Annotated in this window: 16 protein-coding genes; 13 read left to right on the top strand and 3 right to left on the bottom strand. The window is 69.0% G+C overall.

Annotated elements, in window-relative coordinates:
* Positions 1-212: 212 nt before the first annotated feature.
* The 11 genes from IBL26_RS06355 (at position 213) to IBL26_RS06305 (ending at position 9,482) form a co-directional block, all read left to right on the top strand.
* Positions 213-986: a LamB/YcsF family protein gene (locus tag IBL26_RS06355; protein WP_187783628.1), complete on the top strand. Its 774-nt coding sequence runs from the start codon at positions 213-215 to the stop codon at positions 984-986.
* Entirely contained in the window at positions 983-1,687 is a 705-nt protein-coding gene (locus IBL26_RS06350; RefSeq protein WP_206684154.1) for a 5-oxoprolinase subunit B family protein, read from the top strand. Before IBL26_RS06355 ends, IBL26_RS06350 begins: the two co-directional genes overlap by 4 nt.
* Positions 1,684-2,634, top strand: a complete 951-nt coding sequence (locus tag IBL26_RS06345; RefSeq protein ID WP_187783627.1) for a 5-oxoprolinase subunit C family protein — start codon at positions 1,684-1,686, stop codon at positions 2,632-2,634. The genes IBL26_RS06350 and IBL26_RS06345 overlap by 4 nt, the downstream gene beginning before the upstream one ends.
* Before the next feature lie 168 nt (positions 2,635-2,802).
* Positions 2,803-3,465 (top strand): alpha/beta hydrolase, encoded by a 663-nt coding sequence (locus IBL26_RS06340; RefSeq protein WP_187783626.1) that lies wholly within the window; start codon positions 2,803-2,805, stop codon positions 3,463-3,465.
* A gap of 281 nt (positions 3,466-3,746) precedes the next feature.
* Entirely contained in the window at positions 3,747-4,298 is a 552-nt protein-coding gene (locus IBL26_RS06335) for a c-type cytochrome (protein WP_187783625.1), read from the top strand.
* A gap of 6 nt (positions 4,299-4,304) precedes the next feature.
* Positions 4,305-5,288 (top strand): cytochrome c oxidase subunit II, encoded by a 984-nt coding sequence (gene coxB, locus IBL26_RS06330; protein ID WP_187783624.1) that lies wholly within the window; start codon positions 4,305-4,307, stop codon positions 5,286-5,288.
* Positions 5,285-7,195 (top strand): cytochrome c oxidase subunit I, encoded by a 1,911-nt coding sequence (gene ctaD / locus IBL26_RS06325; protein ID WP_187783623.1) that lies wholly within the window; start codon positions 5,285-5,287, stop codon positions 7,193-7,195. The genes coxB and ctaD overlap by 4 nt, the downstream gene beginning before the upstream one ends.
* Positions 7,192-7,794, top strand: coding sequence for a cytochrome c oxidase subunit 3 (locus IBL26_RS06320; RefSeq protein WP_187783622.1), 603 nt, complete (start codon positions 7,192-7,194; stop codon positions 7,792-7,794). The genes ctaD and IBL26_RS06320 overlap by 4 nt, the downstream gene beginning before the upstream one ends.
* Entirely contained in the window at positions 7,791-8,105 is a 315-nt protein-coding gene (locus tag IBL26_RS06315) for a hypothetical protein (protein ID WP_187783621.1), read from the top strand. Before IBL26_RS06320 ends, IBL26_RS06315 begins: the two co-directional genes overlap by 4 nt.
* Complete coding sequence (locus IBL26_RS06310) at positions 8,093-8,989, top strand: cytochrome c oxidase assembly protein (RefSeq protein ID WP_187783620.1); 897 nt, start codon at positions 8,093-8,095, stop codon at positions 8,987-8,989. The genes IBL26_RS06315 and IBL26_RS06310 overlap by 13 nt, the downstream gene beginning before the upstream one ends.
* Complete coding sequence (locus tag IBL26_RS06305) at positions 8,970-9,482, top strand: c-type cytochrome (RefSeq protein ID WP_187783619.1); 513 nt, start codon at positions 8,970-8,972, stop codon at positions 9,480-9,482. The genes IBL26_RS06310 and IBL26_RS06305 overlap by 20 nt, the downstream gene beginning before the upstream one ends.
* A gap of 259 nt (positions 9,483-9,741) precedes the next feature.
* Here the strand turns inward: IBL26_RS06305 and IBL26_RS06300 are convergent, their stop codons facing one another.
* Positions 9,742-10,620, bottom strand: coding sequence for a c-type cytochrome (locus IBL26_RS06300; protein WP_187783618.1), 879 nt, complete (start codon positions 10,618-10,620; stop codon positions 9,742-9,744).
* Between the two features lie 457 nt (positions 10,621-11,077).
* On the opposite strand from IBL26_RS06300, the gene IBL26_RS06295 reads away from it, so the two are divergent.
* The gene (locus tag IBL26_RS06295; protein ID WP_241749077.1) at positions 11,078-11,866 is read left to right on the top strand and encodes an OBAP family protein; all 789 of its coding nucleotides are present in this window, start codon (positions 11,078-11,080) and stop codon (positions 11,864-11,866) included.
* 60 nt (positions 11,867-11,926) lie between these two features.
* On the opposite strand, the gene IBL26_RS06290 is transcribed toward IBL26_RS06295, so the two are convergent.
* A complete protein-coding gene (locus tag IBL26_RS06290) occupies positions 11,927-12,799 on the bottom strand; it encodes a manganese catalase family protein (protein ID WP_187783616.1) in 873 nt (290 codons plus the stop codon).
* A 195-nt stretch (positions 12,800-12,994) separates the two neighbouring features.
* Positions 12,995-13,345 (bottom strand): con-10 family general stress protein, encoded by a 351-nt coding sequence (locus IBL26_RS06285; protein ID WP_187783615.1) that lies wholly within the window; start codon positions 13,343-13,345, stop codon positions 12,995-12,997.
* Between the two features lie 367 nt (positions 13,346-13,712).
* On the opposite strand from IBL26_RS06285, the gene IBL26_RS06280 reads away from it, so the two are divergent.
* Complete coding sequence (locus IBL26_RS06280; protein ID WP_187783614.1) at positions 13,713-15,947, top strand: CheR family methyltransferase; 2,235 nt, start codon at positions 13,713-13,715, stop codon at positions 15,945-15,947.
* The last annotated feature ends 5 nt before the right edge of the window (positions 15,948-15,952 follow it).

The raw sequence follows: 15,952 nt of genomic DNA, 5'->3' as shown, positions 1-15,952 counted from the left end.
GAGATGGGACGCCGCGTTGCGCCTTCCAAGCACGGGCCTGGCCGCCAGCACCTGGGTGCGCATGCGGAGGCGCGGGGTGGCAGTGGCGCGGGGTGGCAGTGGCGCGGGGCGGCTTCAGCGTGTCCGGCCGCCGCCCGCCCTGTCGCGCGAGCCAGGGGCGTGGCTATGATGCGGCCATGGGCGCTCAGCGCGACGATGCAGGGAACGGTGGAATGGCGCGGACGATCGATCTCAACTCCGACCTTGGCGAAAGCTATGGCCCGTGGCGCATGGGGGATGACGACGCCATCCTGCGCATCGTCACCAGCGCCAACATCGCCTGCGGCGCCCATGCGAGCGACCCGGAGACGATGTTCCAGACCCTGACGCTGGCGCGGGAACAGGGCGTGGTGGCCGGCGCGCATCCCGGCTTCGCCGACCGCGAGGGCTTCGGCCGGCGGCTGATCCCGCACACCACCGGGGAGGTAGAGCGGCTGGTCGCCACGCAGATCGGCACGCTGATGGGCGCCGCCGCGCTGGCCGGCGCCACGGTGCGCTACGTCAAGGCGCATGGCGCGCTGGGCAACTGGGCGGCGGCGGAGCCGGAGGTCGCCGCGGCGGTGGCGCGGGCGGTGAAGGCGGTCTCCCCCAGCCTGGCGCTGCTGGCGATTTCCGGCACGGCGCTGGACCGCGCCGGGCGCGACGCCGGCCTGCCCACCTTCAGCGAGATTTTCGCCGATCGCGGCTACCTCTCCAACGGCCAGCTGGTGCCGCGCAGCAAGCCCGGCGCGATGATCCACGATCCGGAAGAGGCCGCCGCGCGGCTGGTGGATTTCCTCTCCACCGGGATGATGCCGGTGATCGACGGTGCGCCGATCCGGCTGGAGGCGCAATCCATCTGCGTGCATGGGGACAGTGCGGGCGCCGTCGCCATGGCGCGGCATGTGCGGCAGCGGCTGACCGATGCCGGCATCGCCCTGGCGCCGTTCCTGGACGCGGCGGCGTGACCCTGCCTGGGATGGCGGCGGCCTACCCCGCCTTCCGCCCGGTGGCGGACCACGCGATCCTGGTGGAGTTCGGCGATACGATCGGCCACGCGGTGCATGACGAGGTGCTGCGCCTCGATGCCGCGCTCTCCCCCAGCTCCGTGCCCGGCTTCCTGGAAGCGGTGCCGGCCTATGTGAACATCCTGGTCCGTTTCGACCCGTTGGTCAGCGACCACGCGGTGGTGGAGGCGGCGCTGCGCCACCTGATCGCCGCCCCCGGCAACGCGCCCCGCGCGGGGCGGGAGCGCGAGGTGCGCGTCTGCTACGATGCCGAGCTGGCGCCCGACCTGACCCGCGTGGCCGAGGCCGCCGGGATGGAGCCGGAGGCGGTGATCGCGGCCCATCTGGCCGGCGACTACCGCGTCTACATGTACGGCTTCGCCCCCGGCTACGCCTACCTGGCCGGCGTGCCGGAGCCGATCCGCCTGCCGCGCAAGACCGCCCCGGTGCGGGACGTGGCGGCGGGCAGCGTGCTGATCGCCGGGCCGCAATGCCTGGTCACCACCTTCGTTATGCCGACCGGCTGGTGGATCATCGGCCGCTCCCCCACCCGCATCCTCGATGGTGGGGAGGGCGACCGACCGTTCCTGTTCGATGTCGGCGACACGGCGCGCTTCACCCGGATCGACCGCGCCACCTTCGAGGCGGAGGCCGCCCGATGAGCGACGCGCTGTTCGCCGTGACGGCCGCCGGGCCGCACGTGACCTTCCAGGATGCCGGCCGGGCCGGGATGATGCGCTTCGGCGTGCCGACTTCCGGCCCCATGGACCGCGCCAGCTTCGCCGCCGTGCAGGCCGCGCTGGGCAACCCGCCGGACGCCGCCGCCATCGAGATCTCGCCGGGTGGGCTGACGCTGAACTGCCTGGAGGGTGAGGTGACGCTGGCCGTGGCCGGCGGCGGCTTCCAGGTGGTGCTGGATGGCGTCCGCCACGGCGCCTGGACCGTATTGACCGTGCGCGCGGGCGCCGAGCTAGCCATCCGCCCCGGCTTCTGGGGTTGCTGGACCTACCTGGCCTTCGCGGGTGCGCTGCAGGTGGCGCCCTGGCTGGGCAGCGTCTCCACCCACGGCCCGACCGGGCTGGGCGGCGGGCGGCTGGCGGCGGGGCAGACCCTGACCGTGGCGGAGACGCGCCGCCATGCCGGCCCGGCCGCGCGTATCCCGCTGCCCGCCTGGGCCCGGCCGCCGAACGAGGTGCCGGTGGTGCTGGGCCCGCAGGACCGCTTCTTCGCACCGGAGACGATCGCCACCCTGTTGCGCGAGCCCTATGCGCTCAGCGAGGCTTATGACCGCATGGGCGTGCGGCTGCGCGGCCCCGCCCTGCCCCCGAACGCGGCGATGGACATGCCGTCCGAACCCATCGCGCGCGGCTCCATCCAGGTTTCCGGCGACGCGGTGCCGACCGTGCTGCTGGCGGACCATCAGAGCACGGGCGGCTACCCGAAGATCGCGACGGTGGTCTCCACCAGCCTGGACGGCTTCGTGCAGCTCCGCAGCCGGCAGAGCGTGGCGTTCCGCGCCGTCTCGGCGCAGGAGGCGGTGGGAATCGTCCGTAGCCGGGATGCGGCGTCGCGGCGCTATCTGGAGGGGTTGCGGCAAATGGGGGCGTGATCGCCGCGGGTTGCGCCGCCGCGCCAACGCCAGGGCATGCCGGCTGCCATTCTGTGCGGTGGTATGCTCTGCCGCGCCGGGACGCGCTGTTGGCGAAGCCCCCGGCATTTCCGCCGAATGCCGGGTGTGCAACAGACGAGGCGCCACCTTTCGAAGCGATGCAGGCCCATGTCCCTCTCCCGCCCCCAGCAGAGCCTCATCCCCGGCCCGGCCGGTCAGATCCAGCTGACGGTGAATGACCCGCCGGGCGAGGCGCTGGGCGTGGTGATGATCAGCCATCCGCAGCCGCTGCTGGGCGGCAGCCCGCGCCACATCGTGCCGCACAGCACGGCGCGCCGGCTGAGCGCGGCCGGGTGGATCGCCGTCCGGCCCAGCTTCCGTGGCGTCGATGGCTCCGAAGGCACCTACGCGGACGGCGTGGGCGAGGCGGAGGACGCGCTGGCCGTCGCCGCGCATCTGCGGGCGCGGCATCCCGGCATGCCGTTGGCATTGGTGGGATTTTCCTTTGGCGCGCATGTCTATGCCCGCCTGGCCTGCCGGCTGGAGGAAGCGGCGCCCGCCGATGCCGTGGTGCTGATGGGCCTGCCGGTCGGCCTGGTGCCGGGCGGGCGGCACTACGAGGCCATGCCCATCCCCCGGCGCACCCTGCTGCTGCATGGGCAGGACGATACCATGGCCCCCCTGCCCTCGCTGCTCGACTGGGGCCGGGGTGCGCATCACCCGGTCGTGGTGTTCCCGGGGACCGACCACTTCTTCAAGGGGTGCCTGGAGCGGGCGCTGGACCTGGTGGCGGCGCATCTGCGGGCCACCCTGGCCGCGCCCGGCGGCTAGCGTGTGATGCGTGCATAGTCGTTGATGCACCGTGCTCTCCGTCTTCGTCAGGCCGCGTGATTCCGGTTCTCCGGTGATGCCACCTCGAGCCATCGCGCTCTAGCCAGCGCCACGTCCAGGCGCCTGCGCTGCGGCCCCGCAAGGGCTGAGCTGCAACTCCGCCTGCCTAACTGACCGGCTGCCTGGGCCCTGACTGTGACGGAGTGCAACCAAACCGGGGTCCTGAGCGTCCCATCCCTGACAGGCGCCCAGGCTGGGCGATGAACGGGTGCAGGCGCGGCATGGACCGTGTGGGTGGGTGGAAAGACGGCGTGGTTCTGGCGGTGGTGCTTCCGGCGCTCGTGCTGCTGGGCGGCTGCAGGCTGGAGGACCGGGAGACCCGGCCGGACCCGCCCGTGGCCCAGGCGTTGGGCCAGGTCGCGCTGATGCCGAACGGTATCGGCGGTTCCCCGCCCGAAGTCTATGCGGCGCTGGGCCGGCCGTATCGGGAAAGCGCCTTCCATCTCTCGCAGGGCAAGCGGCTGTATGAGTGGTTCGGCTGCCAGGCCTGCCATGCCGATGGGCAGGGCGGCAGCGGCCCCTCGCTGATCGATGGCTGGTGGAATTACGGGCCTGATCTGCCGACGCTCTACACCACCATCCACGACGGCAGGCCCGGCGGCATGCCAGCTTTCCGCGACCGGATGACCCGGGACCAGATCTGGCAGCTGGCCGCCTATGTGCAGGCGATGGGGGCCTATACCGGTTCGCTCGCCGCGCCGGGCCGCAGCGACAGGCCGCAGACGCGCCCGGCGGAAAACCGGTTGCCGGCCGCCAGCGCGCCGTTGCGATAGCCCGTCATGCGGACCCGCCCTCTGCCGAGCCTGGCATTGCTCCTCCTCTGCGGCGGCTGCGCCGGCTGGCAGTCGGCGCTCGACCCGCAGGGGCCGTCCGCCCAGGCGCTCGGCCAGTTGCTGCACGGTTTCGTCCTGGTGCTGGCGGCCATCTGGCTGGCGGTGCTGGTGGTGCTGGCGGTGGCGCTGCGGCGCCGGTCCCGTGCCACGCCGCAGGCGGCGGACCGGCATGCTGGCATCGCGGTGGGCACTGCCTGCGTGGCCACGGTGCTGGTCATCACCGGGCTGACGCTGGCGAGCTACGTGACCACGCGCGTCATCTCCGCAGGGGCGGAGGCGCCGTTGGTGGTGCGTGTGCGCGCGCTGCAATGGTGGTGGGAAGTAACCTATCCGGGCGAGGCCGGGCCGGACGTGGTGACGGCCAACGAAATCCGCATCCCGGCGGGCCGCCCGGTACGGATCGAGCTGTCGGCGGCGGATGTGATCCATTCCTTCTGGGTGCCCAACCTCGCCGGCAAGCAGGATCTGATTCCGGGCCGCGACAATGTCCTGACCCTGACCGCGCGCCGGCCCGGGCAGTATCGCGGGCAGTGCGCCGAGTTCTGCGGCATGCAGCACGCGCACATGGCCTTCATGGTGATTGCCGAGCCACCGGAAGCCTTCGCCGCGTGGCGCGCTGCCCAGCAGGCAGACTCCGCCGCCCCCGCCGGCGCGGAGGAGGCCTTTGGCCGCCAGGTGTTCGAGCAGAAGCCCTGCGGCGCCTGCCACACCGTGCGCGGTACCGAGGCCAGGGGCACCAACGGGCCGGACCTGACGCACCTGGCCTCCCGCGCCACCCTCGCGGCGGGGATGCTGCCGATGACGCGTGGCGCCCTGGCGGCCTGGATCGCCGATCCGCAGACCATCAAGCCAGGGAACAACATGCCCATGGTGCCGTTGACCCCCGCGGAATTGCAGGCGGTCTCCGCCTGGCTGGCCACGCTGCGATGAGCGCGCGCATCCAGGACGACCAGCGGGATACCGACCTGGCCGACGCGCCGCTGGACGCCGCCCTGCGCCGGGTGTGGGACACGCCGCGCGGCGTCTGGGGCGCGCTGGCGACGGTGGACCACAAGGTCATTGGCCGGCGCTACATCGCCACGGCCTTCGTGTTCCTGGCCTTCGGTGGCGTGCTGGCGCTGCTGATGCGCTGGCAATTGGCGCGGCCGGAAAGCCGCGTGCTGACGCCGGACCTCTACAACCAGATCTTCACCGTGCATGGCACCAGCATGATGTTCCTCTTCGCCGTGCCGGTGATGGAGGCGATGGCGGTGTACCTGGTGCCGCTGATGGTGGGCACGCGCAACATCGCCTTCCCGCGGCTCAACGCGTTTTCCTACTGGATGTACCTGGTCGGCGGCATCCTGCTGTGGGGCGCGTTCCTGGTGGATATGGGGCCCGATATCGGCTGGTTCGCCTATGTGCCGCTGGCCGGGCCGCAATACGGCGCCGGCAAGCGCGTGGATATCTGGGCGCAGATGATCACCTTCACCGAGATCTCCGCGCTTGCGGTGGCGGTGGAGATCGTCGTGACCGTGCTGAAGCAGCGCGCGCCGGGCATGTCGCTGGACCGCATTCCGCTGTTCGTCTGGGCCATGCTGGTGACGTCCTTCATCATCATCATGGCGATGCCGGCGGTGATGGTGGCCAGCACGGCGCTGATCCTGGACCGGCTGGTGGGCACGCATTTCTTCAACCCGGCGGAGGGCGGGGACGTGCTGTTGTGGCAGCACCTGTTCTGGTTCTTCGGCCACCCCGAGGTCTACATCATCTTCCTGCCCGCGGTGGGCATGATCTCCTCCATCCTGCCCACCTTCGTCCGCCGGCCGATCTTTGGCTATCTGCCGCTGGTGCTGGCGATGGTCAGTGTCGGTATCCTCTCCTTCGGCCTGTGGGTGCACCACATGTTCACCACCGGGCTGCCGCGCCTGGGGGAAAGCTTCTTCACCGCGTCCAGCATGGCGATCGCGCTGCCCAGCGGCATCCAGATCTTCTGCTGGCTGGCGACCATCTGGTACGGCCGCCCGGTCTACCGCACGCCGTTCCTGTTCATCCTGGCCTTCTTCTTCACCTTCATCATGGGCGGCATGACGGGAGTGATGGTCGCCTCCGTACCGCTGGATACGCAGCTGCACGACAGCTACTTCGTCGTCGCGCATTTCCACTACGTGCTGGTCGGCGGCGCGGTGTTTCCGCTGCTGGGCGGCGTGTACTACTGGTTCCCGAAGTTCACCGGGCGGATGATGAGCGAGCGGGTCGGCAAGTGGGTGGCCGGGCTGCTGTTCGCGGCCTTCAACTTCACCTTCTTCCCCATGCATGTGCTGGGGCTGCTCGGCATGCCGCGCCGCGTCTATACCTACCAGCTGGACATGGGCTGGGGCGGGCTGAACCTGTTCGTCAGCCTGAGCGCCGTGGTGCTGGCGGCCGGGTTCCTGCTGTTCTTCTACGACGCCGTCCGCTCCGCCCGCCATGGCGAGCCCGCCGGCGACAACCCCTGGGGCGCGGCGACGCTGGAATGGGCCACCGCATCCCCGCCCCCCAGCTACAATTTCGCCCGCCTGCCGGTGGTGCGGAGCGCGAACCCGCTGTGGGAGGATGACGGCGTGCTGCCGGTGGCCGGCGGCCTGCGCGTGGACCGGCGGGAATTGCTGGTGACGACGGTGGGCGGTGCGTTGCCGGAAGCCCGCGAATCCTCGCCCCGCCCGACCATCTGGCCGCTGTGGTCCGCGCTTGCCACCACGGCGCTGCTGCTGGGTTCCATCCTGACGCCTTGGGCTGTGGTGTGGGGCGCGGTGCCGGTGACCATCGCGCTGATCGGCTGGTTCTGGCCGGGCGGCAGGAAGGAGGAGGAATCGTGAAGCAGGACGTCGTCGTCGATCTCTCCGACCTGCCGATGAACGGCAGCGGCACCGCCAGCCTGACCTGGTGGGGCACCGTGGCCTTCATGCTGATCGAGGGCACGGGCTTCGCGCTGATGATCAGCGTCTATCTCTATCTCGGCAGCCTGGCGCCGGCCTGGCCGATCGAGGCACCGCCGCCGGAATGGGGCCCCGGCACGGGCGTGACGCTGTTGCTGCTGGCCAGCCTGGTGCCCAATGTCCTGCTCTCCCGCTGGGCGGCGGCGCGGGACCTGCGCAAGGTGCGGGCGGGGCTGCTGATCATGGCGGTGTTTGGCACCGCGCCGCTGGTGCTGCGGGTGTGGGAGTTCATGGCGCTGGATGTGTCGTGGGACAGCAACGCCTATGGCTCCGCCGTATGGATGCTGCTGGGGCTGCACACCACCCATATCCTGACCGACCTGCTGGAAACCTATGTGCTGGCGGCGCTGATGTTCACGCGCCACGCCGACAACCCGCGCCGCTTCGGCGACGTGCAGGATGGCGCGATGTACTGGAATTTCGTCGTGCTGACCTGGCTGCCGATCTACGCCTGCCTGTACGGGATTCCCCGGCTGTGACCGCGCCGCGACTGTGGATGGGCGTCTGTGGCCTGCTGGCGGCGCCGGTGCTGTGGATAGCATCCGTGCAACTGGGGCAGGTGCTGCCTTACGCCGATTGCGGCCACGCCTGGCGCGGCAGCTTCTGGCTGCCGTGCCTGGCAGCCATCCTGGCCGTGGCGGGGGGCTGGCTGGCCTGGCGCAGCGCCGCGGGCCGGCGGGGGGCCGCCGGCTTTGTGCTGCGCGTGGGGGCCGGGCTGGCCGTGGTGTTCACCCTCGCCTTGCTGTTGCAGGGTCTGGCCGGCTGGATGCTGACCGGATGCGAACGCTAGGCCCCGCTCTCCTCTCGCTCTGCCTGGCGCTGCTCGCGCCCGCCAGTGTCTGGGCGCATGGCGCGGACCCGCATGGCGATGCGCCTGCCTGGAGCTTCGACCCCTGGATCATGCTGCCGCTGATGCTGGCGGCGGCGCTATATCTGTGCGGCACCGCGCGGCTATGGCGCCGGGCCGGGATGGGGCGCGGCGTGCGCTACTGGCAGTTGGCGCTATACGTGGCCGGCTGGCTGGCACTGGCCGGTGCACTGGTCTCCCCACTGCACTGGTGGGGTGAGCACCTGTTCACCGCGCATATGATCGAACATGAAATCGTCATGGTGGTGGCGGCACCGCTGCTGGTGGCCGGGCGGCCGCTGGGCGCGGCGCTGTGGGCCTTCCCCGACCGCCTGCGCCGCCGGCTGGCCGGTGCGGCACGGGGCGGCCTGTGGCGTTGGCTGAGCCTGCCGGCTACGGCGACGATCCTGCATGGGCTGGCCATCTGGGTCTGGCACATGCCGCCGTTGTTCGACGCCACGGTGACGCATGTGGGGCTGCACCGCGCGCAGCATCTCAGCTTCCTGCTCAGCGGGCTGTTGTTCTGGTGGGCGCTGCTGCGCCGGGCGCACCCGGCCGCCGCCGCCGGCCACCTGTTCATCACCATGGTGCATACCGGCGTGCTGGGCGCGCTGCTCACCTTCTCACCCCGCGTGCTCTATACGCAGCAGACCGCGCATGCCGCCCTGTGGGGACTGACGGCGCTGGAGGACCAGCAGATTGCAGGTCTGGTCATGTGGGTGCCGGGCGGCACCGTCTATGCCGCCGTGATGCTGACGATGGTGTCACGCTGGGTCCGCCGATCCAGCCGTGGATGGAGGCCGGGCGATGCCCTCCGCGCGCGTTAGGCTGCTGCGCCTGGCCGCGGCCGTGCTGCCGGTGCTGGCCGTGGGCTGGTGGCGCGGCCGCCAGGCGCAGTCGCCGCCCCTCGGACCTGCCCGGCTGCCCTTGCTGCCGCTGGTGCTGGGCCTGGGCGTTTCCGCCCTGCTGGTGGGCGGCGCCGTCTTCTGGCGGCAGTATCAGCTCTCCACCCAGGCCGAGGCCGTCGCCCGTGCCCTGACCTCCGGCGAACCGCGCCGGGCGCCGGAGCTGCTGATCCGCTACGGCTGCAGCGGCTGCCACACCGTGCCGGGCGTACCGGGCGCCGATGGCCGCGTGGCCCCGCCTTTGGCCGGCTTGCGGCAACGCGTCTATGTGGGCGGCGTGCTCCCGAACACGGCTGAGAACCTGGTGGCCTGGATTGTCGACCCACGCCGCTATTCTCCGGGCACCGCCATGCCGGCCAGCGGCATCGGCGAAGCCGAGGCGCGGGATGTCGCGGCGTATCTGTACGCCCACTGAGAGGCCGCTTCCTGAGCTTGAGGCTGCAAGGATGGGGAAGGAATTCCCCAGGCCCCTTCTTTTCTTTTTTCGAGTTTTTGCGCGTGGGTGGGGCGGGGTCGGCTGATCTGAAATCGCGGTACCGGACACGCTGGACCGACGGTTCGCCCGCAGGCCGATAGTCACAAAAACGGCCCGTCCTTATTCAAAGCGCACCGCCAACACGCAGAGAAAAGATGGGGTCTGGGGAATTCCTTCCCCGGCCTCCCCCCCCCCCAGTTCAGGGATGCGGCGTTGGCCGGGCTGGAAGAGAGAGCACGTAGTCAGCGATGGCCTGGCGGTCGGAGAGCGGCAGCGAGGCGGTGTTGATGACGACGTCGGCCATGGAGGACGCGACGCGCCGGCCATCGGGGGTGCGGCCGCTGGTCAGCAATTCGACGAGGTCATCACGGGACCAATGGCCGATGCCGGTGGGGGTGATATTGGGGATGAAGCCGGTGCCTTCCTGGTCCGGCCCACCGGCGTAGCGGGTGGAGGATTTCACCGAGCCCGCCAGGTTGCGGGTGCCGTGGCATTCGACGCAGTGGCCCAGGGCCTCGACCAGGTAGCGCCCGCGATTCCAACTGGCGTCCCGGCTGCTATCGGCCTCAATGGGCGTGCGGTCGAGGAACAGCAGTTTCCAGAAGCCGATGGCGCGCCGGATGGTGAAGGGGAACGGCACGTCGTGATCCGGCGGGCGGCCGGAGACGGGTGGCAGGGTGCGGAGATAGGCCATGAGATCTGCAACGTCGCCCGGCTGCATTCGGGCGTATGCGACATACGGCAGCGCCGGGTAGTAGTGCCGGCCGTCGGGCGAGACGCCGGACATCAGGGCATTGGCCAGATCGACACCCTGCCAGCGCCCGATGCCATCCACCGGATGGGGCGAGATGTTGGGCGGGCGGAAGAAGCCGACGGGCCCGGCAAGTGTCATGCCACCGCCCAGGCGAAGCCGGTCCGGCTGCCCGGGGCTGGCGTGGCAGGACGCGCAATCCCCCATGGCGAAGACGATGCGCCCCCGCGCGGCATCGCCCCCTTCGAAAAGACCAGCCTGATCCTGAGAGAATGCCGGCCGTGGCGCGGAGAGGAACCAGGCGCCCAGGCCGGCCAGTACGACCATGCAAGCGGCGGCAGGCCACAGCCACCGGCGGCGCCCGCGATGCCTCAGCACGCTGCGTGCCCTTCCCGCCCGGCGCAGACGGTGAATGGGAACGGCCGTCCGACCAGGGGGCCGATCACCGGCGCCGTGGTGAGCGGAATGCGCATTCGCCTGTGGTGTGTCGGTCATGGTCGCGCGGCCCTTGCGTGGGTGCTGCCTGCAGGCACGAACCCTTTGGCAGCGGCCCAGGTTGCGCAAGGCTGGTCAGGCAGGCCGTTGAGCGCTTGGCGGAGGACGACGAGGCAAACGGTGCGTCAGGGTGGATTGCACCGAGCTGGTAGACGCTGCCATGGCTGTTCTTGATGACGTTCTTCCGCGCCGGGAAAAAAGTGGCCGAACCTGCCGCCGATGATGCTGTTCGACATAAGGGGATGGCAGGCAGAGGCGCCATCTCCACGACAGCATGATGAGGATGGCGATGAACCGACTGAAGAATGCGGGCCGGCGGCGGCTCAATACCAGCCTGCTGGCCGGCGCGGCATCCGCGGCTGTCGCGTGCCTCTGCGGCAGGGCCCACGCGCAGGGCCATGGCCCATCGCCGCAGGTGGCGGGAGAACGGCCCTCGCACCGCAGCCAGTTGCTCAGCGAAGGCGCCGCGGTGCTGCAGACCAAGGCACCGCTGAATGCCATGAACCTCTACCTGAACGGCTTCCACTTCTATGCGGACGACATGGGCCGGCCGGTCGAGGCGTATCATTTCTGCACGCATCTGACCGAGGACATGCACCAGTGCACGATCTTCGATTCCAACGAGCCTGACGCCAGGCTGATCGGCGTGGAGTACATCATCTCCGAACGGCTGTTCAACGGCTTGCCGGATGATGAGAAGAAGCTGTGGCACAGCCATCACTACGAGACGACCTCCGGCCTTCTCGTCATGCCCGGCATTCCCGACAAGATCGAGACCACCGCCATGCAGATGCTGGCGACGACCTACGGCAAGACCTGGCATATGTGGCAGGTCGACCGTGGCGATACGCTGCCGCTGGGTATTCCGCAATTGATGATGGGCTTTACCCGGGATGGCCAGCTGGACCCGAACGCTATCGCCGCGCGGGACAAGAAGCTGGGCGTGTCCATGCAGGAGAAACGTCAGGCGCGCGCCGAAATTCCGGTGCCGCAACCTGCCGCCGGCGCCAATACCTGGGAGAGTGGGCAGACGCCGCAAATGACGTTGCATACGGTGCCGGTGAAGAACCGGACATAGGAAGGGCCGCGCCCGCTGCATCCGCCCGCCGGGCGGAATGCAGCGGAGAGCGGGGTGTGCTCAGGGCGCGGACGGATCGTCCATTTGCTTGCGCTGCGCGCCCGAACCATCGCGCGCCGGACCGAGCATCGGCTCCGCGCCCATCGGGATGGACTGCATGGTGGAGAAGGTGCCCTTGCCGTCGATGGAGGGACCGGTGTTGAAGCGCCCTTCGGGCGGCGACATGCCGCTGGCCTCGGTGCCCATGTAGACATAGCTGAATTCCTGCTTCTCCAGCGACTGGTCGAAGCTATCCGGAATCGGCAGCACGGCGGGGCCGCCCATTTCCTCGATCGCGGCCAGCCATTGCTGCTGGTGCATGGTATCGCGCGCGATCAGGAAGCTCAGCATGTCCTTCATGCCCGGGTCGTGCGCCGCGTTGTACAGCCGCACGGCCAGGGTGCGGCCCGTCGCCTCCGCCGTGACGTTCGCATACATGTCAGCCGCCAGGTTGCCGCTGGCATAGATGTGCGAACAGTCGAAGGGAATGCCGTCGGAGTTCACCGGCATCGCCGCGAGGCCGGAGGACAGCAGATGCTGGTGCAGCATGCCTTCCACCATGTGGCGCGGCCGCTCCCCGCCCATTACCGCATTCACCACCGGGTTGGCCTGGGCCGCGGTTTCCTGCAGCGTCAGCGGGGCGTTCTGCAGGTTGAGCGCGACCGCGGTGGCCAGCATCTCGATATGGCCGATTTCCTCCGTGGCCGTGTGCAGCAGCATGTCACGGAACTTATGGTCCTTCGCCCGGGCGCCCCAGGCCTGGAAGAAATACTGAAGGCAGACGCGGATCTCGCCCTCGATCCCGCCGATCGCCTGCTGCAATTGCCGCGCGAACAGGGGGTCCGGCGTTGTCACCTGGACCGGGTACTGAAGCCGCTTGTCGTGAAAATACATGGTGTCTCCCTCAGTGAAGGTGGGGCGGTGGAGGTGGGGACTGCCGGCGCGGCCGTGCTCCGGGCCAGGGAACTGGACCGGGGGCCGTGACCTGCAATGGAAAAGTTACGCTGCCCGCCAGCGCTGCATGCCGGCGGGCCGGCATGTCAGGCTGACGAGCCCGTGGGGGCGAGTATGCCCCCCCAGGGGCCGCCTCTAGCTGCGGCCGCCGTGGCTGTTCTCGCCACCCTTGCGGCCGGCTTCGCTGGCCTTCTCGCGGTCCTGGGCGAAGTTGCCGCCGGACTGGCTGCCCTGCGATCCACCGCCGCCGCCGTGGCTGGCCTCGCCACCTTTACGACCGGCCTCGGCCGCCAGTTCCGGGTCCTGGGAGAAGCTGCGCTTCTCGGCCGGCACGCTTTCCCCGCCCTTACGGCCGGCCTCTGCGGCAAGCTGCGGGTCCTGGGAGAAGCTGCGCTTCTCAGCCGGCACGCTCTGGCCGCCCTGGGATGCGATCTCGCGCTGCTTCTTCTCGTCCATGCCGGCGAAGCCACGATTGTCCTGCGTCATATCGATCTCCTGTTGAAGGGCCGCGATCCTCTGCCGCGACTTCGGTGTAACTGACGCGGACGCATCTGGTTTAAGCGGAAAATGAAAGTATCGAGTCCAGTACGGCGAAGTAGAAGCTATGATTCGCTTGAACGCAGCCATTTTTGCGAAGACAAAATGTGCCTGGTGGCACGCTTGGTGGCCGATTCGTGGCCGCGGGATCGGCTTCGCCTTCGCTTGGCCTGCGCCAAGGCAACTGAGTACTTCAGCTTCAGCCGCGCTGGCCATGTCCGTGCCTGGATGGGCTGTCCCGGAAACCGTGGCCTTCCGGCTATCCGATACCGCCGTGAATGCGCTAGGAGCATAAGGCGCGGGTACGGAGGGCAAGGTGAGCTCCAGCAACGACATCGTCGAACCAGATTTCGCCAATCTGATTCGCTATATCCAGGAGAGCCGGGGGGTCGACTTCCGCGGCTACAAGAAAAGCAGCCTGCGCCGCCGCGTCACGCGCCGGATGGAGGAAGTCGGTAGCGACAGCTTCGCCACCTATCATGGCCTGCTGGAAGCCGACCCGCGCGAGTTCAACGAACTGCTCAACACCGTCCTGATCAACGTGACCTCGTTCTTCCGGGACGAGGAGGCCTGGACGGCGCTGCGGAACGAGGTCGTGCCCGCGATCGTGGAGCGCAGCCGGCAGAACAACCAGCCCATCCGCATCTGGAGCATCGGCTGCGCCAGCGGCGAGGAACCGTTCAGCGTCGCCATGGCCTTCGCCGAGGTGCTGGGCGTCGAGGCGTTCTGCGACACGGTGAAGGTCTATGCGACCGACCTGGATGAGGAAGCGCTACGCGCCGCGCGCCACGCCACCTACACCCCGCGCGATGTCGAGAACCTGCCGCCGGAGATGCTGGAGCGGTATTTCGAGCGGTCCGGCAACCACTTCGTCTTCCAGCGCGAGCTGCGGAAATGCGTCATCTTCGGCCGCCACAACGTGGTGCATGACGCGCCGATCTCCCGCATCGACCTGCTGGTCTGCCGCAATCTGCTCATCTACCTGGAGGCGGAGACGCAGGACAGCGTGCTGCCGCGCCTGCATTACGCGCTGGTCGATGGCGGCTACATGTTCCTTGGCAAGGCCGAGACGCAGCTGGCCCGTTCCCGCCTGTTCGAGCCGGTGGACCTGAAGCACCGGCTGTTCCGCAAGCTGCCGCAGGAATGGCGCCGCAGCAGCGGCGGCAGCCTTTCCCTGGCCGATAGCCGCCAGCCCCGCCAGCCGCAGCAGGTGAAGCTGGTGGAAGCCATTACCGACACGGCACAGATCGCCTACCTGGCCGTTGGCATGGATGGCCGCTTGATCTACGCCAACGTGGCCGCGCGGCGGATGCTGGACGTGGTGGAAGCCGATATCGGCCGGGTCTTCCAGGACCTCTCCGTCTCCTACCGCCCGGCCGAGTTGCGCAGCCGGATCGATGAGGCGCAGCGCCTCAGCCGCAGCCTGCGCATCGAGCACCAGGAATACCACCGCCCGCCCGCCGACCCGATCCGCGTGACCATCGAGGTGACGCCGCTGTTCCACCAGGACAAGGAACAGTTCGCGACCCTGATCGCCTTCTCCGACACCACCAAGACGTATCAGCTGCAGCAGGAGCTGGAAGCGGCGCAGGAGAGCCTTGAGACCACCATCGAGGAACTGCAATCGGCCAACGAGGAGTTGGAGACCACCAACGAGGAGCTGCAGTCGACGAACGAGGAACTGGAGACCACCAACGAGGAACTCCAATCCACGAACGAAGAACTGGAGACGATGAACGAGGAACTCCGCTCCGCCAATGAGGAGATGGAGGGCGCGAACGAGGAACTGCGCCGCCATTCCATCGAATCCTCCGAGTACCGCCGCTATGCGGAATCCATCCTGCGCAGCATGGATGTCGGCATCATGGTGGTGGGTCAGTCCATGCTGCTGCGCTCCTGGAACCGCTGGAACGAGAATGCCTGGGGCCTGCGCAGCGAGGAGGTGGTCGGCGAGAACCTGCTGTCGCTGGATATCGGCCTGCCGATGTTACCCCTGCGCAGCCGCATCCAGGCCGTGATCGGCGGGGAGGAAGCGCAGGCTGAACTGCGTATCGATGGGCTGGACCGCCGTGGCCGCGCCATCTGCTGCAACGCCCGTATCTTTCCGCTGCTGTACGAGGACCGCCAGCCCCAGGGCGCCGTGGTGATCCTGGAAGACGTGACCGAGGCCGTGCGGAACGAGGAATTCGCGCAGCGCCTGGGCCGCATCATGGGTGAATCCCTCAACGAGGTGTATTTCCTGGACCCCGAGACCCTGCGCTTCACCCTCGTGAACAAGGGCGCCGAGTACAAGCTGGGCTACGCCACGCACCAGTTGCTGCAGATGAGCCTGCCGCATCTGATGCCCAGCGTGCCGTCCGAAGCGCTGCGCGCGCTGGTGCGACCCTTGCTGGATGGCGCGCGGTCCGAAGTGGTGTTCGAGACGAAGCTGCAGGGCCGGGATCGTGCCTATCCAGCTGAGATCTGCCTGCAATATTTCGGCGAGGAGACGCCGCCGATGCTACTCGCCATCGTGCATGACACGACGGAGCGGGAGCAGGTCGGCGCCTGAGCGCG

It is taken from the genome of Teichococcus aerophilus (assembly GCF_014490485.1).
GTDB classification, from domain to species: domain Bacteria; phylum Pseudomonadota; class Alphaproteobacteria; order Acetobacterales; family Acetobacteraceae; genus Pseudoroseomonas; species Pseudoroseomonas aerophila.
The sequence above is the reverse complement of the archived record's forward strand: the minus strand, read 5'-3'. Positions and strand labels throughout refer to the sequence as shown.